Consider the following 24,281-nt stretch of genomic DNA (forward strand, 5'->3'; position numbering starts at 1 on the left):
CAGGGCCTAACTTTACCTTTCCCGTTTCAAGTACGCATCCCAAACAGATATTATACCGCTGCGATATGCCATACTCGGACCTATAAAGGTTCCCCGGGGACGGTTTTTCAAGGGAGTTCGGGAAAAGGAAGGACACCATGGCCCAGATGGCCGAAAAATTCCTGTTGAGCAAGTTGTCGCGAGCGGGCTTCGTGGCCCTGATCGCCATTGCGACCCTTTGCGCCGTGCTGGGCGAACCCATGGTTGCCGCAGCCGCGGCTGCCGCGGCAGGTATTGTCATTGCCGGAAAGACGTTCCACCCCAACCGGGTCCACCAGCCCTGGCCGAGAATCCAGCAGGCTTTCTTTGTCGTGCTTCTGCTGATACTGCTGGCCAGTTTCTGGACCGGCCCATGGATCCTGAGCCACTGGCTTTACGCGCTGCCTCTGGTTGCTTTCGCCCTGGTTCCGCCAGCGGCCGCAGCCGTGGTAACACTGATCATCGCTGTACTGGCAATGATCGCGACACAATGGGCGGTAGGCCTTGCCGACCGCCACCAGATGATCAGCGCCTTTCTTCTTACCCTGCTGCTTTCGGCGTTGCTGGTCTTCCTGCGGGACTACAAGACCCGTCAACTTGCGCCGTTGCGCCGTACCGACGAACTGACCCAGGCGGCCAGCCGGGAATACCTGTCTGCCGACCTGCACAAGGAAATCCAGCGCAGTGAGCGGGAGGGCACCGATATGTCGATTATCATGATCGGGCTGGACACCCATTTGAGCGATGACGAACCGGATGAGGACATCCGCTCGATTCTTCCCCGCATTGGTCGCTACCTGCATTCCCAGATCCGTGATTTCGACACCTACTACCGGGTCGCGGACCTGCAGTTTCTTGTGATCCTGCCGGGCATTTCCACCAGCGACGCGATCGCCCGCGCCGAGACGATCCGCAAGGGCCTGGCAACGCTTCTGGAATCCCACGGCATGAACCTGACCGTCAGCACCGGGATCGCCGGCCTGAATATCGGTGACGATGCCAACAGTCTGCAGCAGAGTGCCGCGAATGCCCTTCGCCGGGCCCAGCAGCAGGGAGGCAACCGAAGCCAGGCCTACAGTTCATGGTCGCAGCCGGCACAACCAAGCCAGCCTCGGGCAGAGGGGCCAGTGGCATGACAGAGACCCGACTGAGAACCTGGACACATGCCTTTGGCTACGGCATCGCCTGCCTGTTCATTTTCACCCTGGCGATACAGAACCTCCGCTATGGTTTCTACGAACTCTTTTACCTGGCCTCAGGGATGGCGGTTCTGACCCTCGCGGGTGCCGTTTACACCATCATTTGCCGCCGGCACCAGCTGTCGGCCCCCGGGCACCTGGTCATCCTCTCCGGCCTGAACAGTGGCATGCTGGCAGCGCTGCTGACCATGGATGCCCCGGGCATCAGCCACTGGGCCATGCCCCTGCTTGTGCTGAATCTGCTTATCCTGCCCCTGCGTCAAGGCGTCGGGCTATCGCTTCTGCTGCTGGTACCCATGTCGATCATCCTGTTCCTCGAAAAGGCACCGGCTGACGCCATTGCCATCACGGGGGGCCTGTTCATCCTTCTGGCGGTTGCAGCCCTGTACATCTGGCACTATGACCACATGGCCCAGTCGGCAGAGGACCTCGCCATTACCGATCCGGTGACTGGCGCCCATAATGCCCGCTTTCTGGATGAAACCCTTCAGAAAGAGATCAGCCGTGCCATCGCCACGGGGCACTGCCTGTCCGTCATCGACCTGAGCATTGATTACGCCGACGAAGTGGCCGACCTTCACGGCAGGGACCAGGTTCAGGGCCTGTTCAGGGATATGACCGAGCACCTCTTCGGCGTGATTCGAGCCGGCGATACCCTGTACACACTGAAAGACTCGGAGTTTTTCCTGATCCTGCCGTTTACTCCGGAAGAAGGCGTGCGAGTGATTGCCGAGCGGATTCGCCGCACCATTGCCGAACACCACTGGCCGGTGGTTGGCAAAGCCACAGTAAGCCTCGGCTGCACCACCCGCGGCAGTGGCGACACCCGTACCGACACACTCAGGGACCGGGCCCACCAGGCCATGGAAGAAGCTCGCAGACGCGGTACGGATTCGGTCTGGTTCAGCCCGGGAGAAACCATCGAAACATGAGCAGTGCCTGGCTGAACGATCTGTCGGCATGGCTCAGCCTGCATCCCGGCTGGCTGGCAACAGCCCTGTTTACGACTGCCTTCATCGAATCACTCGCTATAGCCGGCATTATTGTCCCGGGTGTCGCCATCCTGTTTGCCGTCGCCGTATTGGCGGGGGAGACCGGCATGCCGCTTGCGGAAGCACTGCTTTGGGCGGGCCTTGGGGCCATCGCCGGCGACACGGCAAGTTTTGGCCTGGGGCGACTGCTGCAGGGGCGCCTGACAACCGCCTGGCCACTGAGCCGCTATCCAAAAATCATCGGTACCGGGGAGCGCTTCTTCAAGCGTCACGGCGGCAAGAGTGTGATCATCGGCCGCTTCGTCGGCCCGGTCAGACCAATCATCCCGCTCGTGGCCGGGGCCCTGATGATGTCCTGGCGACGCTTTCTGGCTTTCAACATCGGCTCCGCTGTTGCCTGGGCGCCAGTCTACATCTTCCCGGGGTTTCTGGTGGGCAGTGCCCTGGCCAGTGATATCAGGCCTCCGGCGCATTTTTACGCGGTCATCGGCATCAGCCTAGCCGCCCTGACGGTGGTCTATTTCGTGCTGTTGAGGTTTCAGCTGGGGCTCGGGGAGGACAGCCGTTTCTACCGCTGGCTGAAGCAGTGGATGGCACAATACGAGGCTACGAACCGTTTCTGGCGCTTGTACACGAATCAACGACCGGCCCGGGAGGGCGAATTCCCGCTGGCCTCATTCATGCTGGCGCTGGGTGCCTCCGCACTACTTCTGATCTGGGGGCAGTTGGCTACCGCCACCAGCCTCCTGGATGGGTTCGATCAGGCCACCCTTCTCTGGTTTGAGCAACTCCGGCAACCTCTGCTGGACGGTCCCTTCATTGCCATTACCCTGCTGGGTGACGCGCCGGTGTTAATGACCGCCGGTGTGCTCGCCTGCGCGGCACTGCTATTCCGGGGCTATTACGCCGCGGCCATCCATGTTCTGGCGGCTATCGCAGTGACGGTGGTTCTGGTCTGGGGCCTAAAGGCGCTGCTGGGCGTGCCCCGGCCGGATGAAGTCATGGGCCCGCCGAATTCCGGCGCTTTTCCCAGTGGTCACACGGCGGGCATCACCCTGCTGGTGACGCTGCTGGCAAGTTTCGTCGCCGGCGAAAGCAGGCATCGGAGACGTTGGCAATACTACGTGCTGCTCTCGCTGCCACTGGTGCCCGTGGCTTTGAGCCGACTCTACCTTGGGGTGCACTGGTTCACCGATGTGATTGGAGGACTGCTGCTTGCCCTGGCCGTTACCGGTGCGGTGCGGGCCAGTTACAGCCGCTATGACAAGGTTCCGTTGGCGCCGGATATCACCATCGTTGGTGCAGCGGTGGTTTGGTTAATCCTTACGGGAGCCTACATCCTGCTGTCCTGGGATCAGGCGGCTCTGAACTTCAGGCCGGTTGCTGGCACCTAGCCTTCTTCCAGCGCCTCCAGAAGCCCCTGTAGCCGGGTGAGCCGCTCCAGAGGGTCCTGCAATTCCACCAGCTTCTGCTTCTCCTGTTTGTCCAGGGGCAGAAGCTCCGTGAGCCGCCAGCCAACATCCCGGGCATCACCATAGTCAATGTCCATGTTCAGGTCCCGGATGACCGGATGACGAAACAACGCCTTCAGAACCGAGGGCAACTCGCTGAAACGCTCCGGCACCTCACTCTCTGCCTCTTCAATCAGGCACTCGACGTCCCCCACATTCAGGCCGTCTTCCTGCTGCCAGCTGCGGACCACGGAGACCTTGGATTCGCCCTCAACGGTAATCCCCAGAAGGCCGTTTTCCAGCTGCTGGAAATCAATAATACGTACATAGGTGCCGATATCGTAGAAGGCGGCGGTGCGCCCGGCCTCTCCGCCTTCCTGCAACAGCACCACAACGAACCCACGATCCTCCTTGAGACAACGGGTCAGCATGTCGATGTAGCGCGGCTCGAACAGCTGCAAGGGAATCCTCCCCCTGGGCAGGACGATGGAATTCAGGGGGAACAAAGGTACATTCATAAGTGCAACAGTCACCGGAAAGCAGACTCCACAGTTTACACAGCCCGGACAATCACCGGATGGACAGCAATTGCTGAACTTCGTCGACCCGGGCCCTGGCCTCCGTCAGAAGCTGCAAACTGCGAGAAGCATTGAGTTCAAGCTCGCCCAGACGCCGATACGCTGGCACCTGGTCGAACGGGGGAAGCTCGGCATTCTGGCTGGAACCGATCATCGAATGCAATTGCGCCACGATAACCACATCCACCAATTGGGGTGATGTCTCTCGGCATTCATAGCCCCAGTCCTCGGCATGACGGACCGCCTCAACGAACGTCGGCGGGAACGACCAGTTCTCCAGAACCGCCGTACCCACATCCGCCCTGAGTTCGCGGATTGCATGGCTGAGGTTGGCCTCATCGGCAAAGAGATTCACATGATGTTCCGCCTGGACCAGGATCGGTACCACGCCGATATCATGGAGCAGCCCCGCCAGCAACGCCTCCTCCGGATTCAGTTTGGTGGCGTGATCCGCCAGCACCCAGCAAAGCGCAGCCACTTCACGAGAGTGACGCCAAAGCTTTTCCATCTCTTTCTGAAGCGACGCCTGACGAGTCTTGAACACCTCACGCATGGAAAACACCGTCACCAGCTGGCGGGTAGTGCGCATGCCCAAACGGACCACTGCTTCCCGGACATTCCGGACATCACTGAATCCGCGATAAAGCGGGCTGTTACAGGCGCGAACGAGCTTGGCCGCCATCGCCGGGTCGGCCGATACGGCAAGAGCCACCTGATCCGCCGTCGACTCCTCGCGATCTACCGCCCGCCGGACCTTCCAGGCCACATCCGGCACACTGGGAAGCTTCACCTGGTTCGATCTCAGCTCCGACAGGAATTCCATCAGCAGGTGATGTTCCTCGCTCTCGAGCCCTCCATTGCCTTCACCTGAATCCATCTCAACCTGTTCGACAGGCGCCGAACGCAGCAACTGGTTAAGGATGTCCTGCTCGACGACCAGGAATTCCGAGGGTTTGACGGCTGTAACGTCGTACATCCGTGGCTGGAGTCTGGCAATCGGGTTTTGAGCTTTCTCTGTTTCGGCTTCGATGATCGTTTTTCGGCCATCCACGGACTCAAGCTCAATCTTTCCTGCCACCAGGAAAAAATCGAGACCGTCACGGACACCACGTTCCAGAACCCTCTGCCCGGGCCCATGGGTACGACGCTCGGCCCGGCTGGCAAGCAAAACCAACTGGTCATCGGTCAGCCGGTTCAAAGGCTGGAACTCTTTAAGGCGACGAAGCGGCAGGCTTTCCTGGCCGGCCATAGGCATACTCCTTGTCGGATCAAACCGGAAAATAAGTTGGCAACTGTGTTAACTATTGTAAACAGAGGCTCTGAAAACAACCATGCGCCTGGAGTCTAATCTGGTATCCTCTGTTTTTTTGATCAACGTCATCAGGTAACAACAGAGAGAAAAGAACCCCATGCCCCAGTATCGTTCGCGGACATCCACCGCAGGCCGCAACATGGCCGGCGCCCGTGCCCTCTGGCGCGCCACCGGCATGAAAGACGGCGACTTCGGCAAACCGATCATCGCGGTTGCCAACTCTTTCACCCAGTTCGTGCCCGGCCACGTGCACCTTAAGGACCTCGGGCAACTGGTGTGCCGCGAAATCGAGTCCGCCGGCGGTGTTGCCAAGGAATTCAACACCATCGCGGTCGATGATGGCATCGCCATGGGCCATGACGGCATGCTTTACTCCCTGCCATCCCGGGAGATCATCGCCGACTCCGTAGAGTACATGGTCAATGCCCACTGTGCCGATGCGCTTGTGTGTATTTCCAACTGCGACAAGATCACCCCGGGCATGCTGATGGCTGCCATGCGCCTCAACATCCCCACGATCTTCGTCTCTGGCGGCCCCATGGAAGCAGGCAAGACCAAACTGTCGGAGCACAAGCTCGACCTGGTGGACGCCATGGTCATTGCTGCAGATCCCAACGCCTCCGACGAACAGGTGGAAGAGTATGAGCGCAGCGCCTGTCCGACCTGTGGCTCCTGTTCCGGCATGTTCACCGCCAACTCCATGAACTGCCTCACCGAGGCCATCGGTCTGGCGCTGCCGGGCAACGGTTCGCTCCTGGCAACGCACGCCGACCGGGAGCAGCTGTTCCTCAAAGCCGGCCGACAGATTGTGGAGAATGCGCGGCGCTATTACGAGGAGGATGACGCCAGCGTACTGCCGTTGAGCATTGCTTCAATGGCGGCTTTTGAAAACGCCATGGTCATGGACATCGCCATGGGCGGCTCAACGAACACCATCCTCCACTTGCTGGCGGCTGCCCAGGAAGGCGGTGTTCCGTTCACCCTGAACGAGATCGACCAGCTGTCACGTCGTGTTCCGCAACTCTGCAAAGTGGCTCCGAACTCACCCAAATATCACATGGAAGATGTGCACCGGGCCGGCGGTATCATGGGCATTCTCGGCGAGCTGGAACGGGGCGGTCTGATCAATACCGACCTTCCCACCGTGCACAGCAAGACCATGCGAGAAGCGCTCGAGACCTGGGATATCATGAGGTCGCCGCCCACCGAAGTGGTCGAGTTCTACAAGGCCGGTCCCGCCGGCATTCCCACGCAGACCGCCTTCTCCCAGAGCACCCGCTGGCCAACCCTGGACGGTGACCGGGAAACCGGCTGCATCCGTTCGGTTGAGAATGCCTATAGTTCCGAAGGCGGCCTGGCCGTACTCTATGGCAATATTGCCCTGGACGGCTGCGTGGTCAAGACTGCGGGCGTAGACGAGAGCATCTTCGTGTTCGAAGGCAAGGCAAGGGTATTCGAGAGCCAGGATTCCGCCGTTGCCGGAATTCTCTCTGACGAGGTCAAGCCGGGCGAAGTTGTCATCATTCGCTACGAAGGGCCCCGTGGCGGACCGGGCATGCAGGAAATGCTGTATCCGACCAGCTACCTGAAATCCAAGGGACTCGGCAAAGACTGCGCGCTACTGACGGACGGACGTTTCTCTGGCGGCACTTCCGGCCTGTCCATCGGCCACGCGTCGCCGGAAGCGGCCGCCGGCGGAGCCATTGGCCTGATCGAAAATGGCGACACAATCCGCATCGACATTCCGAACCGGAGCATCAACGTGGAGCTGGATCAGCCCGAACTGGATCGTCGCCGGGAAGCCAGGGACGCCAAGGGCTGGAAACCGGAACTGCCACGGGACCGCAAGGTGTCTGCAGCCCTGAAAGCCTATGCGCTACTGGCCACGAGCGCCGATAAGGGCGCCGTTAGGGATCTCGAAAAGCTCGACTGAGCACTGAGATCCTGAACCAACAAAAAAGCCCGGCGGGACATCTCGCCGGGCTTTTTTGTTCAGGAAACTCCGATTACCAGAGCGACCAGCCGCCATCTTCCTCTTCTTCAATGGCGTCATCCTGCTCAGGCTCCGGGGCCGAGGTTTCTGCCGCGGAAGAAGCCGACTCCTGAGCCGGCGCGCTGCTGGCTGCGGCGGACTGTGACGGTGCCGAAGCGGCAACCTGAACCGATATCATACCCAAGGCTTCCTTGGTCGGATCGTCCAGATTTCCCGTGGCCTGAAGACCATTATCCTGCTGGAACCGGGTTAGCGCGGACCGGGTTGAGTCATCCATCTGCGGGCTGACATTGGTAATGTCGTATCCTGCTCCGTAGAGCGCGTTCTTGAGTGCAACGATCTCATCCGCGAAGGCTGCAGGGGCAAAGCCCAGTGTGACCGCCAATCCGGCCGCTGCGGCCAGGCGTCCCAATCGGGTTGTTGCGTTTCTCATGGTACTCACCTGCTAACTCCTGATATCTCATCGATATCCGTTTCTTTCTTGTTGTGTGGTGCCTATCTCCACAGGCTGGGGCAAACGGTTAAAAGACTACCATACTTTTGTCGCATGTCGCCTTACGGGACATCATGTCCCGTTTTCTTGCTTTGCGCAGGGGTCTCTTCGTCCGCAGAAGCGGCTGGGCGGTGGGCTTCTTCGCTGAATTCGCGGATGAAAATGCCCCAGAACGCCATAAACAGTGCAGCTACCAGCGGTCCCATTACGAATCCGTTGATGCCGAACATGACAATGCCCCCAAGGGTCGACAACAGAACAATGTAGTCCGGCAGTTTGGTATCACGACCAACCAGTACCGGGCGCAGCAGGTTGTCTGCCAACCCGATGACCACCACGCCAAAGGCTGTCAGCACCACCGCTTCGACAACATCGCCCACGGCCGCCAGGTAGATGGCTGCCGGCACCCAGACCAACGCCGCACCCACAGCCGGCAACAGCGATACGATCGCCATAACCACACCCCAGAGCAACGCACCGCTGATGCCCAGGATCCAGAAAATCAGCCCGCCCAGAGCCCCCTGGATGATGGCAATCAGCAGGTTGCCCTTGACGGTCGCGCGGGTCACCTCCGCAAACTTGGCAAACAGCAACCGCTCCCGCTCATCGCCCAGCGGCAGAGCCCGAATCATCAGCTCGACCAGCGCACGGCCATCCCGAAGCAGAAAGAACGCCAGATACACCATCAAGGCCAGGCCCAGAAAAAACTGGAAGGTATTCTGGCCCACGCCCAGCGCCTGCCTGCCCAGGAACTGGCTTCCTCCGACAAAGATACTCACGGCTCGGTCCCTCAGCTCGGCAAAGCTGATATCAAACTGTGCCAGGAAGGCCTGGATGGCGGGGAACGACTGGTTGACCCGATCTATGTATTCCCCGGGGCGTATTTCACCACTCTGGATCTGCTGATAAAGCGCGACGCCCTCGGCAACCAATGAGGTCACCAGTACCAGAACCGGGATAACCACGATGAACATGCAGATACACAGGGTAATCAGTGCATTTACATTGGGCCTGTCCCCGAGTTTCCGCTCCAGCAGTTGCTGCACCGGGTGGAAAATCAGGGCGATGGCGACCGCCCAGAATATGGGCCCGAAAAAGGGCTTCATAAGAAAAACAAAGGCAAGGGAAACGCCGACCAGCAACGCCAGAAAAGTCCGTGTTTCAAGTTTTGCGTACATAGATTATGCGGTTCCCTGATGTTGGTTCTGCGATATAACGAGTCATTCTACCCTACCACGCTGGCGTGGCCACTGTAGCTGTCTTCGGGTTATAGTGGACGGTTGTTGATCAACTAATAGACAGGTCATGTTGTTGGAACTGGAAACCTTCACCATCGAAACAGCCCTGGATGCGGCCACCGAGTTGCGCAAGGTTCTGGCCGCCCGAACGCACCGGCGCAAAGTGATGGGTCAGGAAGTCATGGTGCCGGGTCAGCTAGGCGAGGCCCTGCAGCTACCACGCATTATCAACCGGCTCCAGAGCAAGCAGATGAAGCAGAGGGAGCTCGGCCTCGAGGACTTCCAGGAGCTGTGGCCTACCCTGTCGCCACAGACTCGGGAGAGAGTGCTGGGGGCAATCGGCTGGTATGACCCCAAGGAACTTGACTGGGATGACAAGCGCTCCAACCGTCGGCCACTGGTCGATCCTGACAGTTAAGCCGTATAACACCGGCATCCCGACTTTGAAATGTCATACTTGGCCCATATGTTGGGCAGTATCAGGAGGATATTTATGACTGAACAACATCAATACACAGCACTTCTTGCTGAAGGCAGCGCGGTTCCCACACTCCTTTGTGGCCACTGCCACTCGATTCTCTCCAGGGCCCGGATTTTCCGGAATGAGGGCGACCAGCACCAGAACATGGAGTGCCAGACCATTGGCCTTTGCTCAGCCGACGATTGCGGCGCCGTCAATTGTTGCGATGACGCTCTGGCCCGCGTTGACAACCCCGAACGCCTGTTTGGCATTGCGTCCTGATTCAAAGCCACAACGCTCTGTTACGCAACTCAAACACACAAAATTTCCATCTGCTTTATCCTGATCTTCGACGATTGTAGTAGGGCACTATGAGCACCGGATGCCGCCCGGCAATCACGCAACCAATCAGTCAGGACAGTCGATGGCATGCGTATTCTGAGAACCGATGAAGCCCGCTTCGCAGGTCTTCCGGATTACCCCTTTGCTCCAAACCATCTTGACGTAGAACCGGGTCTCCGGATGCACTACGTTGACGAAGGCCCTAGAAACGCCTCGCCGGTTCTCATGCTCCACGGCGAACCATCCTGGTCCTACCTGTACCGGCACATGATCCCTCTGGTGGCCGAGGCCGGTCACCGGGTGTTGGCCCCGGATCTGATCGGCTTCGGCAAATCCGACAAGCCGGCGTCGGTTACAGACTACAGTTACGGCCGCCATCTCACGTGGCTGGCCAGTTGGCTTGAACAGCTCAACCTGACCAATATCACCCTTGTGTGCCAGAACTGGGGATCGTTGCTGGGCCTGCGACTGGCCGCGGAACACCGTCAGCGATTCAGCCGAATCATCGTCGGAAACGGCATGCTGCCGACCGGCGAAACGCCTGTTCCAGCGGTATTTTCCATGTGGAAGGCATTTGCCACCCACAGCCCCTGGTTCCCGGTCGGTCGTATCGTGCAACTGGGCACCGATCGCACCCTGAGCAAAGCTGAAATTGCCGCTTACGAAGCCCCATTCCCGTCAGCAGAGTTCAAGGCCGGAGCCAGGGCGTTTCCAAAACTGGTTCCGACGGAACCGGATACACCGGACAGCGACGCCAACAAGGCGGCCTGGCAGGTCCTGGAGAAGTGGAAGAAGCCCTTCATCACCTGCTTCAGCAGTGGCGACCCGATTACCCGGGGCGGCGACAGGCACATGCAGCGCCGGATTCCCGGTGCCCACGGACAACCTCATATCACACTCAGAGGCGGGCACTTTCTCCAGGAAGATTCACCGGAAGATTTCGCCCGTATCATCATCGATGCTCTGAAATCGGAAATGGCGGCCTGAGCCGCCATTTCCGTCAACCGAAGACCGTTACCGTCTGGCGACTCAGCGCCACGAGCTCGCCTCTGGCGGTCCAGATTCCGGCCTGGGTGTGACCATAACCGGCACCCGCCTGATCAATGGAAACCTTGTACAGGAGCCAGTCACCCGGCTCCATAACCGGCCTCGGATGTACAATATCCAGCGCCCAGCTCAGGGAACTGGTCCTCACCCGCTGTTTTACATAGGGCAGAACCGCCGGTGGCCAGGCGTCCACCAGAGCAATAATGTGGGCATCAGAGAACGTTTCCGGCGGTGTCCGGAACTGCATCCAGCCGCCGAGCTCCCGGCCCCCCTTGCCGCTGAACGGCAGGTTACCGAAGGCCCAGCGCATCTCAATCTGCCGAATGAATTCCGGGGTAACACCCTCGATGTAGTCCAGCCCCGGGCACTGGCTGACCGGGTTTGCCTCGGGCGCTGGCAGGGCATCCACCTGCACCTGCGAGTCCCGGTCTCCGCCAAAGCTGGCCAGGCAGACCACCCGGGTTTCACCCTTCTGGACAATGCGGCCCTGTACCTGACTGACCGCTTTTCCCTCACGCAGAATCTCGGCCTCGAAACTGGCGGGGACTTCCGGCTCCACCGGCCCCACGAATGATACTTGCAATGACCTCATCGCACGGCCCTCGGCGACAAGCTTTTCCATGCGCTCAAACATCAACGCTGCCGTGAGACCGCCAAAGGTGGCTCTGCCCTGGGACCAGCTCTCGGGCATGGTCAGCTCCTCACTGCCACGAGCCGCCCGCAATAATTCGTCAAAGGTCATTTCGAGTTCCTGTTAGCAACCTATCGGGAAAGCTACGAAGAGTGCCCAAGATCGGATGGCAACGCAATGGCCTGTCCCCGGCAACTACCTATAGCCTCGCCGGGGTTTTGCGTATTAAAGCAGCAACAAAGCCGCTATAATGTCGGCACAACATGCATTGCCCGGCAATGCTCTACCTCCCGAATTCCGAGTGAATCAATGTCTGAATTGTCCTTTGCCGAACTGGGGCTGGATCCAGCCGTACTTGAAGCTGTGTCCGCCGTTGGCTACGAAACCCCGTCACCCATCCAGGCCCAGGCGATCCCCGCGCTGCTGGCCGGTAACCATCTGCTGGGCGTTGCCCAGACCGGAACCGGTAAGACCGCGGCATTTGCATTGCCCCTGCTGAGCCGGATTGACGCCTCTGTTACCGATCCCCAGATTCTGGTTCTGGCCCCAACACGGGAACTTGCCATCCAGGTGGCGGAAGCGTTTACCACCTATGCCAGCAAGTTCCGGAATTTCCACGTTCTGCCCATTTACGGTGGCCAGGACTTTTATCCCCAGATCAAGGGCCTGCGTCGCGGTGCCCAGGTGATCGTGGGCACACCGGGCCGGATGCTCGACCACCTGCGCAAAGGTACCCTGAAGCTGGACAGCCTGAAAGCGCTGGTTCTTGATGAAGCCGACGAAATGCTGCGCATGGGCTTTATCGACGACGTGGAAGCGATCCTGGCGAAGACCCCGGAGAACTGCCAACGGGCATTGTTCTCGGCCACCATGCCGCCGCAGATCAAGAAAGTGGCCCAGACCTACCTGCGCAACGCCACAGAAGTTCGCATTGAAAGCGAAACCCGCACGGTCGAGCGTATCTCCCAGTTCGTTCTGCCGGTCTATGCTGAGCGCAAGCTGGATGCCCTGACCCGCATTCTGGAAGTTGAGCCGATTGATGCCGCCATAATTTTTGTGCGCACCAAAGCGGAAACCACCATGCTGGCCGAAAAGCTTTCTGCCCGGGGCCACGCGGTCGCGCCCCTGAGCGGTGACCTGAACCAACGCCAGCGTGAACAAACGGTTGAAGACCTGAAGCGCGGGAAGAAAGACATTATCATTGCCACAGACGTGGCAGCGCGCGGTCTGGACGTTTCCCGTATCACACACGTCATCAACTACGACGTTCCCTACGACACTGAAGCGTACATCCATCGGGTCGGTCGTACTGGTCGTGCCGGTCGCGAAGGGAAGGCGATCCTGCTGGTAACACCCCGCGAGCGCAGTTGGCTGCGAACGCTTGAACGCGCAACAAACTCGCCGATGGAAGCTTACGAGTTGCCGTCTCCCGTTGAGCTCAAGAAAATGAGGGAGCAGCAGTTCGAGTCCCAACTGCTGGGCTTTGCGGAAGACAAGAAGTTGGCAAAGGCGATGTCGCTGCTGGACGAAATCGCCGAGCGCAATGACATGGACATGGCCATGGTAGCCGGCGCCCTCGCCTGCTGGATGGAAGCAGCCCAGCCAGGCTCCCTGCCCCTCGAGCAACCAGAGGCCTTGCCAACCGTGTCGGCAACACCTCCCCGCCGTGATCGTAAAGGTGGCGGCGGTCGTCCGGGCGAGAATCGCAAGGGCCCGAAAGGCGGTTTCAAGAAAGGTGGCCCGAAGGGTCGTGGCGGCCCCGGTGGTCGAGGCAAACCGCCCGGCAAGGGCGGCAAGCCCGCAGGCAAGCGCCCGCCTCGTCAGGCTTAAGCCTGACGCTGATAGACCACGAAACTGTAGTCGTAAGGGTTGTTATCGGACGCGGAGAAATCCTCCCGTCCGATTTCTTCCCACTCATCCCAGTTTACTTCCGGAAAAAACGCATCGCCGTCCACCTCAGCGTGCACCTGGGTGACGTACATCCGATCAACCATCGGCAATGCCTCGGCGTAGATCTGCCCGCCACCGATAATCATCACTTCGTCACCACCTTCCAGCTCCGCCTGCGCCTCGGCCTTCACCAGCGCTTCGGGCAAAGACTTCGCGGCCACTGTTCCGGTTGGTGCTTCCCACTCTTCATTGCGCGAGATCACCACGTTCATCCGTCCCGGCAATGGCCGCCCAATGGAGTCCCAGGTCTTCCTGCCCATGATAATGGGCTTGCCCATGGTAGCCTGCTTGAAATAACGAAGGTCACCCGGAAGATACCAGGGCAGTTTGTTGTTACGGCCAATAACCCGGTTACGGGACATGGCAACGATCAGGGCTTTTCTCATGTACTCGTCTCTTCGGGGTTCGGTCAAATGGCAATCGGCGCCTTGATGCCCGGATAGGGGTCATAACCCTCAAACTCGAAATCTTCCAGCTCGTATTCGAAGATGCTCGCGGGCTTGCGCTTGATCACGAGTTTAGGCAGGGCCCGGGGCTCGCGTTTCAGCTGCTCGAAGACGATGTCGTCGGTCAGGTGGTTCTGGTACAGATGGCAGTCGCCGAAGGTATGCACAAACTCACCGACATCCAGATCACACTGCTGGGCAATCATGTGCGTCAGCAAGGCGTACGAGGCAATATTAAAAGGTACGCCCAGGAACAGATCGGCGCTTCGCTGGTAAAGCTGGCAGGAGAGCTTGCCGTCGGCCACGTAGAACTGGAAAAGGCAGTGACAGGGTGCCAGCGCCATGCGACCCTCGCGAACGTTATCCTGGGGACCGATGGACTCATCCGGAAGCTCAGCGGGGTTCCAGGCGGACACGATCAGCCGGCGGGAATTCGGTTTGGTGCGAATCTGCTCGATCACTTCGCTGATCTGGTCAACCACCTCGCCATTGGGGCACTGCCAGCTTCGCCACTGTTTGCCATAGATAGGCCCAAGGTCACCATTCTCCAATGCCCACTCGTTCCAGATCGAGACCTTCCGTTCCTGCAGCCAGGAGTTGTCGGTGGAGCCCCGCAGGAACCAGAGCAGTTCGTAAATGATGCTGCGCAGGTGGACTTTCTTGGTAGTGACCAGCGGAAAGCCCTCCTGGAGGTTGAAGCGAATCTGACGGCCAAACACCGACCGGGTGCCGACACCGGTGCGGTCTCCCTTGTCGAATCCGTTATCAACAACGTCTTGCATAAGGTCGAGATAGGCTTTCATCGGGCTTGTCTCCGGTAGGCAATAAACATCAGGGCGGCGCCGGCAACGATCATCGGGAAGGACAGTACCTGCCCCATGGTAAGCCAGTCAAAGGCAAGATAGCCCAGCTGCGGATCCGGCTGACGCACGAATTCCACCAGGAAGCGGAACACGCCGTAGCAAATGAGGAACAGACCGGAAACCGCCATGGTCGGGCGCTGCCGGGATGAGAACCACCACAGGATCACGAACAGGGCAACGCCTTCCAGGGCAAACTGGTAAAGCTGGGAGGGATGACGGGCGAGAGAATCCGGAGCCGTTCGAAACACCATACCCCAGGCAACGTCAGTGGGCTTGCCCCACAACTCGCCGTTAATAAAGTTGCCGATCCGCCCTGCGCCGAGTCCAAGGGGCACCAGCGGCGCCACAAAGTCGGCCAGGCGCCAGAATCCGCTGCCCACCTTGCGGCCATACCACCACATGGCAAACATCACGCCCAGCAAACCGCCGTGGAAAGACATGCCCCCTTCCCAGACCCGCAGCAGCCAGAGCGGGTCCGCCAGGAAGGCGTCAAAGTTGTAGAACAGGACATAGCCGAAGCGGCCGCCCAGGATGACCCCCAGGGCCAGGTAAAACAGAAGGTCGCCCATCTGCTCTTCGCTGATCGGCGACCAGGGCTTGCGGGTGCGAATGCGTCCAAGCCACCAGCCGGCTAGAAAACCGAACAGATAAGTCAGACCGTACCAGTGGATCTTGAGGGGGCCGATGGCAATGGCCACCGGATCAATCTGGGGATGCTGCAGCATCAACTACCTCTCAGCTCAGGAGAAAACGGAGACCCACCAGCAGGAGCATGATGGAGAACGTACGCTTGAGAATCTGCGGGTTCAGCCGATGGGCCAGATTGGCGCCAACCCGGGCAAAGAAAACGCTGGTGAGAATGATACCTATGAGCGCAGGCAGATAAATGAAGCCGGCGCTCAGTTCCGGCACTGCGGGATGATGCCACCCGGTCCAGATGTTACCCAGCGCACCGGACACGGCGATGGGCAGGCCACAGGCAGCAGATGTACCGACCGCCTGCTGCATCCGCACGTTACACCAGCTCAGGTAAGGCACCGTAAGGGTTCCCCCGCCGATTCCGAAAATCGCCGACCCCCAGCCGATAAAACCACCGGCGACGCCGAGGCCTGCCACCCCGGGAACGTCGCGACCCGGCTTGGGGTCAACCTGGAAAAACATTTTCAGCCCCACCAGAATGACAAAAATGCCGATGACCAGTTCGAGCGCGCGCCCGCTCATCAGGGATGCCGTCCAGGCGCCAACCAGGGCGCCGCCAATAATCCCGACCGTCATGGGCCGGAACAGATCCCAGCGCACCGCACCGTGCTTGTTATGGGAGCGAATGGAGCTGACCGAGGTGAACACGATGGTCGCGAGCGAGGTGCCTACGGCCAGATGGGGAATGATATCCGGGTCGATTCCCTGCAGACCAAAGGTGAACATCAACACGGGCACGATAATCAGCCCGCCACCAATGCCGAACAGCCCCGCCACGGTGCCTGCCAGGGCACCGAGGGCCAGATAAGAAGCTATTACGTAAAACAGAGTCATTGTTTGAGCCGCACCCGGGAAACCAAGGCTGGTATGATACACAGCGCAAGAGTCAACTTCATTAAATCCGGGAGCCCACTCCTACACCATGTGCCTGATCGCTTTCGCCGTTGGCCAGAACCCTCATTTCCCATTGGTGGTTGCCGCCAATCGGGATGAATTTTTCCGCCGCCCGACGGCCGCCATGGACTGGTGGACCACCGAATCCGGTACCCGGGTGCTTGCCGGCCGTGACTTGCTCTCCGGTGGCACCTGGCTTGCGATTAATACCGCGGGAGAGGTCAGCGCCGTGACCAACGTCCGGGAAGGGGCACCGGAAACCGGCCGTATCAGTCGTGGTGAACTGCCTTTGCGGGCACTCACTGATTCCCGGGAGCATCTTGAACGCTATCTGCTCGACACCGCCGACCAGTTTTCCGGCTTCAACCTGGTGCAGCTGACCACAGCAGACGGATGGTATTTCAGCAATCGGGATGCCCATCCGGGCCGACAAATCCACCGTGGGGTCTACGGACTGAGCAATCATCTGTTGCAGACGCCCTGGCCCAAGCTTCTGCGCCTCCGGCAGGCTGCGGGAGATACCATTGCCGCCGCCGGACGGGATGCGGCAACACTGCACAACGAGCTGATTCCGCTGCTCCAGGACAGCACGCCCGCGCCAGACCATATGCTGCCCGATACAGGCGTTGGCCTGGAGAGGGAACGCTTTCTGTCGTCGCCATTCATCGTGGGTTCGGACTACGGCACACGGGCAACCACCGTGGTGACCGTTTCAGCCAGCGGTGAAATCGAGGTGACGGAACAGAACTGGGGTCCGGATGCCCGGACCGGTGAACGACGTCACTTCCACTGGCGGCGATAGCGATCTGGCTCTGGTATAATCCGCGAAATTCTGCCACCCGATCGGAGGGCCCCTGATGGCCGGTGAACAAGGCGCCACATCGATAGCTGATTTTGAGAAGTCTCTTGATGAACTGGAAAAGCTGGTTCGCGATCTGGAGCAGGGCGAGCTGTCCCTGGAACAGTCCCTGACGGCGTTCGAGCGGGGTGTAAAGCTGACCCGTGAATGCCAGCAGGCGTTGAAGAGCGCCGAGCAACGGGTCGAACAACTGGTCCAGAACAGCGACGGCACCCTGGAAACCCGCCCGTTCTCACCGGATGATGCTGACTGATGTCCGGAAAGAACCTGCTTGCCTCTGATTTTCTGGAAACCTGCCGGGCCCGCGTCGATGCGGAACTGGACCGGTGCATTACCCGTGATTCCGCCTCTGGCCGGCTGCAGGAAGCCATGCGCTACAGCGTGCTGGGCGGTGGCAAGCGAATCCGGCCGGCACTGTGTCTTGCAGCGGCAAAGGCAATGGGACAAACCGGTGACGAGGCCCTGATCCCGGCCTGCTCAGTGGAACTGATCCACGCCTACTCGCTGATCCACGATGACCTGCCGGCCATGGATGACGATGAATTGCGCCGCGGACGGCCCACTACCCACATTGCCTTCGACGAAGCCACCGCCATCCTTGCTGGCGATGCCCTGCAGGCACTGGCTTTTGGCTGGCTTGCCGAAGCGCCGGGACTGTCTGAATCGGTGCGTCTGATCATGGTCCGGGAACTGGCCCGGGCAAGTGGCCACGGAGGAATGGTTGGTGGCCAGGCCATCGATCTGGAGTCCGTCGGCAAAACCCTGGCCCTGGCGCAACTTGAAACCATGCACCGCCACAAGACTGGCGCCCTTATCGAAACCAGCGTGCGAATTGGCGCCCTGACGGCGCCGTCGGTCGACGAACAGGCCCTGGCTTCCCTGACCCAGTATGCCAAAGCCCTGGGCCTGGCCTTCCAGGTTCAGGATGACCTTCTGGACATCGAGGGCGATACAACGGTCATTGGCAAACCCCAGGGCTCGGATGCCGCCCGCGCCAAACCCACCTACCCCGCCCTGCTTGGCCTGGAAGGCGCCAGGGAGCACCTGGCCAATCTGCTGGAACAGGCCCAGCAAAGTTTGCAGGCGTTTGGTCCCGAAGCAGACCCCCTGCGGGCAATGGCCGATTACGTGGTGGCAAGAACCCATTGAATCCCGGCGCTCCGAAGGCGCACACTGGCCGTAAATATTTTCGTAACAACTGGCCCGCTTTGTGTGAAACAGCTTCCCCTGTTCCCTTATAATGCCAGTCAGTTACTGAACGTACCGGAAAAGACCCGAGCAGATGCAGGACACTTATATTTTCAAGGAAATCCCGTCACAGCGGCCCAATACGCCGCTTCTGGACCGGATTGACGAACCGGCCCAGCTCAGAGAGCTGGCCCCGGAACAGCTGACCCGGCTGGCCCGGGAGCTCAGGGCCTTTCTGTTATGGTCAGTGGGCCAGACTGGCGGTCATTTCGGGGCCGGCCTGGGCGTGCTTGAGCTTACCGTCGCCCTTCACTACGTCTTTGATACGCCGAGCGACCGCCTGGTGTGGGACGTCGGCCATCAGGCCTACCCCCACAAGATCCTGACCGGACGGAAAGAGTCCATGGGAAGCATCCGCCGCAAAGGCGGTCTGGCCGGCTTCCCGAAACGGGCCGAAAGCGAGTACGACACCTTTGGCGTCGGCCATTCCAGCACTTCCATCAGTGCAGCGCTGGGCATGGCGATCGCAGCACGTCTGCAGCAGACCGGTCGAAAGAGCATTGCCGTTATTGGTGACGGCGCCATGACCGCCGGCATGGCGTTCGAGGCACTGAACCACGCCGGTCACCTCCACGCCGACATGCTGGTGATCCTCAACGACAATGACATGTCGATTTCCCGGAACGTTGGCGGACTGTCCAACTACTTTGCCAAACTGCTGTCCAGTCGCACCTACAATCAGGTTCGCGATAGCAGCAAGAAGGTTCTGCAGGGAGCGCCACACCTGATGGCGCTGGCCAAGAAGACCGAGGAACACTTCAAGGGCATGATTGCCCCTGGCACGCTGTTCGAGGAACTGGGGTTCAACTACATCGGCCCGATCGATGGCCACGACCTGCCCCTGCTGGTTGAAACCCTGGAGAACATCCGTGAACTTGAAGGTCCGCAGTTCCTGCATGTGGTGACGACCAAAGGCAAGGGTTTCGCCCCGGCCGAAGCCGATCCGATCGGCTATCACGCCATCAACAAGATCGAGCCGGTTCCACCCAGTAAACCCGAACCGGTCAAGCCGAAACCGAAGAAGCCCAAATATGCCAACGTCTTCGGGCAATGGCTGTGCGATTCCGCCGAACAGGATGAGCGCGTGGTGGGCATCACCCCGGCCATGTGTGAAGGCTCGGATCTGCTGGCATTCTCAAAGCGCTTCCCGGAACGCTACTTCGATGTCGCCATCGCCGAACAGCACGCAGTCACGCTGGCCGCAGGGCTCGCCTGTGACGGCGCCAAGCCGGTGGTCGCCATCTACTCGACGTTCCTGCAGCGGGCTTACGATCAACTGATTCACGATGTCGCTATCCAGAACCTGGATGTGCTGTTCGCGATTGATCGCGCAGGCCTGGTCGGTGAAGACGGCCCGACCCACGCTGGCGCTTTCGACATCAGCTACCTGCGCTGCGTGCCGAACATGGTGGTGATGACACCGTCGGACGAAAACGAAACCCGCCAGATGCTCCAGACCGGCATGCTCTACGAAGGACCGGCATCGGTGCGCTACCCCCGTGGCACGGGCCCCGGTGCCGAAATTCAACAGGAACTGACGCCGCTTGTGATTGGCAAGGGCCGCCGGATTCGCAACGGCAAAGGTGTTGCCATCCTCAACTTTGGCACCCTGCTGGCGCCTGCTCTGGAGGCAGCAGAAGCCATCGGCGCGACGGTCGCAGACATGCGTTTCGTCAAACCCCTGGATGAAGAACTGGTGCTGGAGCTGGCCGAGCAGCATGAACTACTGGTGACCCTGGAAGAAAACGCCATTGCCGGTGGTGCAGGCAGCGCCGTGACCGAATTCCTGAACAGCCGCCTGGTTACCATGCCGGTACTTCAACTGGGCCTGCCCGATACCTTTATGGATCACGGCAAGCACGGCGAGCTGCTGGCCGAATGTGGGCTGGACGCCGCAGGTATTGAATCGTCTATCCGCACGCGGATCGAGACCCTGCGCCACCAGAACCTGAAAGCCGTCAAATAGACGGAACACAAACCTGAGAATGCAAAAAGCCCGCGGAGTTCGCGGGCTTTTTCGTATTTGGCGACAAATCCAGCTCAGATTTCGGGATCGTCGTCCTGATGGGTCTCCAGCCAGTGGCCGAGCTTGCTCTGCTTTGTATCGAGGTAGTGTTCATTGTGCGGATTGCGGCCCACGTGCAGAGGTACCCTTTCCGTAATGTCGATGCCGTAGGAGGAGAGCGCTTTGACCTTGCGGGGATTATTGGTCATCAGCCTCAGGCTCCTGATACCGAGATGCTCCAGCATGTCCTTGCACATGCTGTAGTCACGAAGATCGGCCGCGAAACCCAAGCGCTCATTGGCCTCTACCGTATCAGCGCCCTGATCCTGCAGATGGTAGGCCCGGATCTTGTTCAACAGGCCGATTCCCCGACCCTCCTGACGCAGATACATGAGGATACCCCGACCTTCCCGGGCAATGCTGCGCAGCGCCTCCTCCAGCTGGTAGCCGCAATCACACCGCATGCTATAAAGGGCGTCGCCGGTCAGACATTCGGAATGCGTGCGGGCCAGCATGGGTTCGTCGCTATCCAGGTCGCCGAGAGTCAGGGCAACGTGTTCCTTTCCGGTGTCCGGTTCTTCAAAGCCGTGCATATCAAATACCCCGAACGGGGTCGGCAACCGGCAGGTCTGGATGTAACGAACAGCCACAGTGTTTCCTCGTGGTTCAGTCAATCGGGCCGCGCATTCTATCACGGGCCCGCCCGCTTGGCGTAGTCTCGGCACTGTCGCTCCTCCGGAGTGGTCTTGGTAACCAACACTTACGAGCGCGGCGGTCCGCCAGATCAGGCTTTATCGGCGACCCAGTGGCCACTGCGGCCGCCTTTCTTCTCCAGCAGACGCACGGAATCAATCTCCATGCCACGATCGACCGCCTTGCACATGTCGTACAGCGTCAGTGCCGCCACGCTTGCCGCGGTTAACGCCTCCATCTCGACACCGGTCTGGCCGGAAAGTTTGCAGCGGGTCAGAATATGTACAGATGCCCCGTCGTCGCCCGGAGTCAGTTCAACTTTCACAGACGTCAGGTTCAGCGCATGACACAAGGGAATCAGATCATGGGTTTTCTTTGCGGCCATGATACCGGCGATGCGGGCAACAGCCAGGACATCCCCTTTGGGATGCTCACCCTCAATAATCATGTTCAGGGTTTCCGGCGCCATGCGGATGGTAGCTTCAGCGCGGGCCTCGCGTTCGGTGGCCGCCTTGTCGGTCACGTCCACCATGCGGGCTTCGCCCTTGTCGTCGAGATGGGTCAGTTTACTCACGGTCTCTCCCGGAATCGGTTGTGCAAGATGGTGAAAAATGCAGGAACGACAGCATAACAGACATGGCCACGGCGTCGCTGACAAGTATCAGCTTTGCGGCCACCAGAAGCGGATTCCGGCGATGCCCTGACCGCCCCGCTGGCGAGCCTCGCGGAGATCGCCGGGCGACAAACCGCCCAGGGCAAATACCGGAAGCACCGCTCCCGACACCAGGTCGGCAAAGACCGACCATCCCAGGGTCGGCGCACCCGGATGGCTTTCGGTCGGCTGGACTGGCCCCAGGGTCACGTAGTCCGCTCCGATAGCCGTCGCATGATCGATCTCCTGCCTGTCGTGGCAGGAAACCCCCAACCAGACATCTTCCGGAACCGGTCTCGCCGAGAGCTTGGCCGCCTCGCGCCAGGGCAGGTGCAGCCCATGGGCGCAGGGTATGGCGCGGAATACCTCCGGTCCACCGTGTACAATCAGGGCAGCTCCGGCCTTTTCACAAACCGGCAACGCGTTCGCCGCCAACTCCCGATAGGCCAGCGGACTCAACGCCGGAGCCCGGAGCAGTACCAGCGGTGGTCGAGCCGCGCTCAGACCCTCCTGCAGGTGCGCAAGGCCTGGCTCCAGACCATTCTCGGAACCGGTAATTGCCAACTGCCGGGGTAGACGCAGAGCGCGAATGATCGGCCGGTTGGCGGCGGGGAAATCCTCATCCCGAAGCTGCTCCGGGGTCAGCCATTCAACGGGCTGCCCCTCACATCCCCTTGCCTCGCCCTCGGCAGCGCTGGTTTCCCAGACGTCCAGGAAAACCCGCTTGTCGCCATAATCGTGCCGAATACCGATAACAGGCTCCAGGGAACCCGCCGGCACGTGAAGACCGGTTTCCTCGGCAATTTCGCGCACAAGCGCCGCCTGAACCGTCTCGCCAGGCTCCACCTTGCCACCGGGAAACTCCAGTAAGCCTCCCTGGTGGACGTGGTCTGGCCGTCGGGCAATCAGCACCCGGCCATGACGGACGATGACCGCCACGGCAACATGAACCTCTTTGACCGGCGTCTCTCTGGCAGACATGCTCAGGTACGATACTCGGCGTTGATAGTCACGTAATCGTGGGAGAAATCACAGGTCCACACCGTTTCCCTTACATCACCCCGCTTGAGGTCGATGGCAATGGTGATCTCTTCCCGGTCCATCACGGCCTGCCCGCGGGCTTCCGAGTAGTCCTCGGCCCGGCCACCGTTGCCGACCAGGCAGACATCGCCCAGATAGATTTCAAGGGCATTGAGGTCCAGTCCTTCGACACCGGCGCGACCCACCGCCGCCAGAATCCGGCCCCAATTGGGGTCCGAGGCGAACAGTGCGGTCTTGACCAACGGCGAATGCGCCACGGTATAGGCAACGTCCAGAGCCTCCTGCTGACCGGCCGCTCCGCTGACGTCGATGGTGACAAACTTGGTTGCTCCTTCGCCGTCGCGGACAATGGCGTGGGCCAGTTCCAGATAGATTGCCTGCAAGGCCTCCCGCAGCTTCGGCAGCGCCGCGCTGGAGGCCGTAATCTCGGGGCCGGAATACTGGCCGCTGGCCATCAGCATGCAGGCGTCATTAGTGGAGGTGTCGCCATCGATAGTGATGCGGTTGAAGGACTTCTCGCCCAGTTCTGAGGCAAGTGTCTGCAGCAGTTCCGGCGCAATCCGGGCATCGGTGGCAATAAAACCGAGCATCGTCGCCATGTTGGGACGAATCATGCCCGCACCCTTGCTGATGCCCGAGATGGTTAACGTGTGACCATCCAGCTCAATCTGACAGGAAGCGCCCTTGGGGCGGGTGTCCGTGGTCATGATGCCACTGGCCGCTTCAGCCCAGCGATTCTCTGCAGTGTTCGCCAAAGCCTCCGGAAGCGCGCCAACGATCTTCTGGACCGGCAACGGCTCGCCAATCACCCCCGTGGAAAACGGCAGAATTTCGGCTTCCGTGACGCCCGCCTGCTTTGCCAGGGCCTGGCAACAGGCCATAGCATCCCGCATACCTTGCTCACCCGTACCGGCGTTGGCATTGCCCGTGTTGATCAAGAGGTACCGGGGCGAGGTCTCGGCCAGATGCCGGCGGCTGAGGGTAACCGGCGCTGCACAGAACTGGTTTTTCGTGAAGATACCGGCAACCCGGCTTTCCGGGGCCAGCTCGAAAACAACCACGTCCTTACGTCCCGGCTTCTTTATACCGGCACTGGCTATGCCGACCTTGATTCCGGCTACCGGATAAAACTCAGGTAAGGTTCCCGGACCTACCGCCATTCTGCCACTCCTCTTGT

At 60.0% G+C, this 24,281-nt stretch carries 25 protein-coding genes; 12 read left to right on the forward strand and 13 right to left on the reverse strand.

The features are described 5' to 3' along the window. Positions 1-137 precede the first annotated feature (137 nt). The 3 genes from BM035_RS03585 to BM035_RS03595 are packed head-to-tail and all read left to right on the forward strand — an operon-like array spanning position 138 to position 3,603. A complete protein-coding gene (locus BM035_RS03585) occupies positions 138-1,154 on the forward strand; it encodes a GGDEF domain-containing protein (RefSeq protein WP_014576126.1) in 1,017 nt (338 codons plus the stop codon). Next, positions 1,151-2,149 (forward strand): GGDEF domain-containing protein, encoded by a 999-nt coding sequence (locus BM035_RS03590; protein WP_092030339.1) that lies wholly within the window; start codon positions 1,151-1,153, stop codon positions 2,147-2,149. The genes BM035_RS03585 and BM035_RS03590 overlap by 4 nt, the downstream gene beginning before the upstream one ends. Then, the gene (locus tag BM035_RS03595; RefSeq protein WP_092030340.1) at positions 2,146-3,603 is read left to right on the forward strand and encodes a bifunctional DedA family/phosphatase PAP2 family protein; all 1,458 of its coding nucleotides are present in this window, start codon (positions 2,146-2,148) and stop codon (positions 3,601-3,603) included. Before BM035_RS03590 ends, BM035_RS03595 begins: the two co-directional genes overlap by 4 nt. Here BM035_RS03595 and BM035_RS03600 read toward each other — a convergent pair. Together BM035_RS03600 and BM035_RS03605 are read right to left on the reverse strand one after the other, a co-directional pair. Then, on the reverse strand, positions 3,600-4,178 hold the full coding sequence (locus BM035_RS03600) for an LON peptidase substrate-binding domain-containing protein (protein ID WP_039882136.1): 579 nt from the start codon (positions 4,176-4,178) through the stop codon (positions 3,600-3,602). The genes BM035_RS03595 and BM035_RS03600 overlap by 4 nt on opposite strands. A gap of 52 nt (positions 4,179-4,230) precedes the next feature. Beyond that, the gene (locus tag BM035_RS03605; RefSeq protein ID WP_092030342.1) at positions 4,231-5,487 is read right to left on the reverse strand and encodes an HDOD domain-containing protein; all 1,257 of its coding nucleotides are present in this window, start codon (positions 5,485-5,487) and stop codon (positions 4,231-4,233) included. 160 nt (positions 5,488-5,647) lie between these two features. Here BM035_RS03605 and ilvD point away from each other — a divergent pair, with 160 nt between their 5' ends. Continuing rightward, the gene (gene ilvD, locus BM035_RS03610) at positions 5,648-7,483 is read left to right on the forward strand and encodes a dihydroxy-acid dehydratase (RefSeq protein WP_008176452.1); all 1,836 of its coding nucleotides are present in this window, start codon (positions 5,648-5,650) and stop codon (positions 7,481-7,483) included. Between the two features lie 73 nt (positions 7,484-7,556). Here the strand turns inward: ilvD and BM035_RS03615 are convergent, their stop codons facing one another. Together BM035_RS03615 and BM035_RS03620 are read right to left on the reverse strand one after the other, a co-directional pair. Beyond that, positions 7,557-7,976, reverse strand: a complete 420-nt coding sequence (locus tag BM035_RS03615) for a peptidoglycan-binding domain-containing protein (protein WP_008176454.1) — start codon at positions 7,974-7,976, stop codon at positions 7,557-7,559. 122 nt (positions 7,977-8,098) lie between these two features. Beyond that, positions 8,099-9,214: an AI-2E family transporter gene (locus tag BM035_RS03620; RefSeq protein WP_008176456.1), complete on the reverse strand. Its 1,116-nt coding sequence runs from the start codon at positions 9,212-9,214 to the stop codon at positions 8,099-8,101. A gap of 127 nt (positions 9,215-9,341) precedes the next feature. Between BM035_RS03620 and BM035_RS03625 the strand changes: the two genes are divergently transcribed. The 3 genes from BM035_RS03625 to BM035_RS03635 all read left to right on the forward strand — a co-directional run bounded on the left by BM035_RS03625 (position 9,342) and on the right by BM035_RS03635 (position 11,063). Further along, positions 9,342-9,692 (forward strand): hypothetical protein, encoded by a 351-nt coding sequence (locus BM035_RS03625; RefSeq protein ID WP_008176458.1) that lies wholly within the window; start codon positions 9,342-9,344, stop codon positions 9,690-9,692. Between the two features lie 75 nt (positions 9,693-9,767). Next, on the forward strand, positions 9,768-10,016 hold the full coding sequence (locus BM035_RS03630) for a hypothetical protein (protein ID WP_008176460.1): 249 nt from the start codon (positions 9,768-9,770) through the stop codon (positions 10,014-10,016). 147 nt (positions 10,017-10,163) lie between these two features. Next, positions 10,164-11,063, forward strand: a complete 900-nt coding sequence (locus tag BM035_RS03635) for a haloalkane dehalogenase (RefSeq protein ID WP_008176462.1) — start codon at positions 10,164-10,166, stop codon at positions 11,061-11,063. Positions 11,064-11,076: 13 nt separating this feature from the next. On the opposite strand, the gene BM035_RS03640 is transcribed toward BM035_RS03635, so the two are convergent. After that, positions 11,077-11,865, reverse strand: coding sequence for an acyl-CoA thioesterase (locus BM035_RS03640; RefSeq protein WP_092030343.1), 789 nt, complete (start codon positions 11,863-11,865; stop codon positions 11,077-11,079). Between the two features lie 198 nt (positions 11,866-12,063). On the opposite strand from BM035_RS03640, the gene BM035_RS03645 reads away from it, so the two are divergent. Beyond that, complete coding sequence (locus BM035_RS03645; protein ID WP_062785656.1) at positions 12,064-13,584, forward strand: DEAD/DEAH box helicase; 1,521 nt, start codon at positions 12,064-12,066, stop codon at positions 13,582-13,584. Here the strand turns inward: BM035_RS03645 and BM035_RS03650 are convergent. The 4 genes from BM035_RS03650 to BM035_RS03665 are packed head-to-tail and all read right to left on the reverse strand — an operon-like array spanning position 13,581 to position 16,546. Beyond that, entirely contained in the window at positions 13,581-14,090 is a 510-nt protein-coding gene (locus tag BM035_RS03650) for a dihydrofolate reductase (RefSeq protein WP_092030345.1), read from the reverse strand. The two genes, BM035_RS03645 and BM035_RS03650, sit on opposite strands and share 4 nt — an antisense overlap. Positions 14,091-14,113: 23 nt before the next feature. After that, entirely contained in the window at positions 14,114-14,953 is an 840-nt protein-coding gene (locus tag BM035_RS03655) for a thymidylate synthase (protein WP_092030347.1), read from the reverse strand. Then, positions 14,950-15,738: a prolipoprotein diacylglyceryl transferase gene (lgt, locus tag BM035_RS03660; protein ID WP_092030348.1), complete on the reverse strand. Its 789-nt coding sequence runs from the start codon at positions 15,736-15,738 to the stop codon at positions 14,950-14,952. The genes BM035_RS03655 and lgt overlap by 4 nt, the downstream gene beginning before the upstream one ends. 10 nt (positions 15,739-15,748) lie before the next feature. Next, positions 15,749-16,546, reverse strand: a complete 798-nt coding sequence (locus BM035_RS03665) for a sulfite exporter TauE/SafE family protein (RefSeq protein ID WP_041646103.1) — start codon at positions 16,544-16,546, stop codon at positions 15,749-15,751. Positions 16,547-16,634: 88 nt separating this feature from the next. Between BM035_RS03665 and BM035_RS03670 the strand changes: the two genes are divergently transcribed. The 4 genes from BM035_RS03670 to dxs all read left to right on the forward strand — a co-directional run bounded on the left by BM035_RS03670 (position 16,635) and on the right by dxs (position 20,679). After that, positions 16,635-17,408 carry an NRDE family protein gene (locus BM035_RS03670; protein ID WP_092030350.1) on the forward strand — a complete coding sequence of 258 codons (774 nt, stop codon included), beginning with the start codon at positions 16,635-16,637 and terminating at the stop codon, positions 17,406-17,408. Between the two features lie 55 nt (positions 17,409-17,463). Further along, positions 17,464-17,718, forward strand: a complete 255-nt coding sequence (locus BM035_RS03675; protein ID WP_008176478.1) for an exodeoxyribonuclease VII small subunit — start codon at positions 17,464-17,466, stop codon at positions 17,716-17,718. Further along, on the forward strand, positions 17,718-18,614 hold the full coding sequence (gene ispA, locus BM035_RS03680; RefSeq protein ID WP_014576115.1) for a (2E,6E)-farnesyl diphosphate synthase: 897 nt from the start codon (positions 17,718-17,720) through the stop codon (positions 18,612-18,614). The genes BM035_RS03675 and ispA overlap by 1 nt, the downstream gene beginning before the upstream one ends. A gap of 133 nt (positions 18,615-18,747) precedes the next feature. Further along, positions 18,748-20,679 carry a 1-deoxy-D-xylulose-5-phosphate synthase gene (gene dxs, locus BM035_RS03685; protein WP_092030352.1) on the forward strand — a complete coding sequence of 644 codons (1,932 nt, stop codon included), beginning with the start codon at positions 18,748-18,750 and terminating at the stop codon, positions 20,677-20,679. Between the two features lie 74 nt (positions 20,680-20,753). Here the strand turns inward: dxs and ribA are convergent, their stop codons facing one another. The 4 genes from ribA to argJ form a co-directional block, all read right to left on the reverse strand. Further along, positions 20,754-21,368, reverse strand: coding sequence for a GTP cyclohydrolase II (gene ribA / locus BM035_RS03690; protein ID WP_008176485.1), 615 nt, complete (start codon positions 21,366-21,368; stop codon positions 20,754-20,756). A gap of 134 nt (positions 21,369-21,502) precedes the next feature. Next, entirely contained in the window at positions 21,503-21,985 is a 483-nt protein-coding gene (moaC, locus tag BM035_RS03695; RefSeq protein WP_008176486.1) for a cyclic pyranopterin monophosphate synthase MoaC, read from the reverse strand. 87 nt (positions 21,986-22,072) lie between these two features. Next, on the reverse strand, positions 22,073-23,044 hold the full coding sequence (locus BM035_RS03700) for a Nudix family hydrolase (RefSeq protein WP_092030353.1): 972 nt from the start codon (positions 23,042-23,044) through the stop codon (positions 22,073-22,075). 2 nt (positions 23,045-23,046) lie between these two features. Further along, positions 23,047-24,264, reverse strand: a complete 1,218-nt coding sequence (argJ, locus tag BM035_RS03705) for a bifunctional glutamate N-acetyltransferase/amino-acid acetyltransferase ArgJ (protein WP_092030355.1) — start codon at positions 24,262-24,264, stop codon at positions 23,047-23,049. Positions 24,265-24,281: the final 17 nt, after the last annotated feature.

Source organism: Marinobacter sp. DSM 26671, assembly GCF_900112835.1.
GTDB classification, from domain to species: domain Bacteria; phylum Pseudomonadota; class Gammaproteobacteria; order Pseudomonadales; family Oleiphilaceae; genus Marinobacter; species Marinobacter flavimaris.

Bases quoted from the DNA above. Each gene is read 5' to 3' on its own strand.
- BM035_RS03585 (WP_014576126.1), top strand. From the start codon at position 138: ATGGCCCAGATGGCCGAAAAATTCCTGTTGAGCAAGTTGTCGCGAGCG.
- BM035_RS03590 (WP_092030339.1), top strand. From the start codon at position 1,151: ATGACAGAGACCCGACTGAGAACCTGGACACATGCCTTTGGCTACGGC.
- BM035_RS03595 (WP_092030340.1), top strand. From the start codon at position 2,146: ATGAGCAGTGCCTGGCTGAACGATCTGTCGGCATGGCTCAGCCTGCAT.
- BM035_RS03600 (WP_039882136.1), bottom strand. From the start codon at position 4,178: ATGAATGTACCTTTGTTCCCCCTGAATTCCATCGTCCTGCCCAGGGGG.
- BM035_RS03605 (WP_092030342.1), bottom strand. From the start codon at position 5,487: ATGGCCGGCCAGGAAAGCCTGCCGCTTCGTCGCCTTAAAGAGTTCCAG.
- ilvD (WP_008176452.1), top strand. From the start codon at position 5,648: ATGCCCCAGTATCGTTCGCGGACATCCACCGCAGGCCGCAACATGGCC.
- BM035_RS03615 (WP_008176454.1), bottom strand. From the start codon at position 7,976: ATGAGAAACGCAACAACCCGATTGGGACGCCTGGCCGCAGCGGCCGGA.
- BM035_RS03620 (WP_008176456.1), bottom strand. From the start codon at position 9,214: ATGTACGCAAAACTTGAAACACGGACTTTTCTGGCGTTGCTGGTCGGC.
- BM035_RS03625 (WP_008176458.1), top strand. From the start codon at position 9,342: ATGTTGTTGGAACTGGAAACCTTCACCATCGAAACAGCCCTGGATGCG.
- BM035_RS03630 (WP_008176460.1), top strand. From the start codon at position 9,768: ATGACTGAACAACATCAATACACAGCACTTCTTGCTGAAGGCAGCGCG.
- BM035_RS03635 (WP_008176462.1), top strand. From the start codon at position 10,164: ATGCGTATTCTGAGAACCGATGAAGCCCGCTTCGCAGGTCTTCCGGAT.
- BM035_RS03640 (WP_092030343.1), bottom strand. From the start codon at position 11,865: ATGACCTTTGACGAATTATTGCGGGCGGCTCGTGGCAGTGAGGAGCTG.
- BM035_RS03645 (WP_062785656.1), top strand. From the start codon at position 12,064: ATGTCTGAATTGTCCTTTGCCGAACTGGGGCTGGATCCAGCCGTACTT.
- BM035_RS03650 (WP_092030345.1), bottom strand. From the start codon at position 14,090: ATGAGAAAAGCCCTGATCGTTGCCATGTCCCGTAACCGGGTTATTGGC.
- BM035_RS03655 (WP_092030347.1), bottom strand. From the start codon at position 14,953: ATGAAAGCCTATCTCGACCTTATGCAAGACGTTGTTGATAACGGATTC.
- lgt (WP_092030348.1), bottom strand. From the start codon at position 15,738: ATGCTGCAGCATCCCCAGATTGATCCGGTGGCCATTGCCATCGGCCCC.
- BM035_RS03665 (WP_041646103.1), bottom strand. From the start codon at position 16,546: ATGACTCTGTTTTACGTAATAGCTTCTTATCTGGCCCTCGGTGCCCTG.
- BM035_RS03670 (WP_092030350.1), top strand. From the start codon at position 16,635: ATGTGCCTGATCGCTTTCGCCGTTGGCCAGAACCCTCATTTCCCATTG.
- BM035_RS03675 (WP_008176478.1), top strand. From the start codon at position 17,464: ATGGCCGGTGAACAAGGCGCCACATCGATAGCTGATTTTGAGAAGTCT.
- ispA (WP_014576115.1), top strand. From the start codon at position 17,718: ATGTCCGGAAAGAACCTGCTTGCCTCTGATTTTCTGGAAACCTGCCGG.
- dxs (WP_092030352.1), top strand. From the start codon at position 18,748: ATGCAGGACACTTATATTTTCAAGGAAATCCCGTCACAGCGGCCCAAT.
- BM035_RS03700 (WP_092030353.1), bottom strand. From the start codon at position 23,044: ATGTCTGCCAGAGAGACGCCGGTCAAAGAGGTTCATGTTGCCGTGGCG.
- argJ (WP_092030355.1), bottom strand. From the start codon at position 24,264: ATGGCGGTAGGTCCGGGAACCTTACCTGAGTTTTATCCGGTAGCCGGA.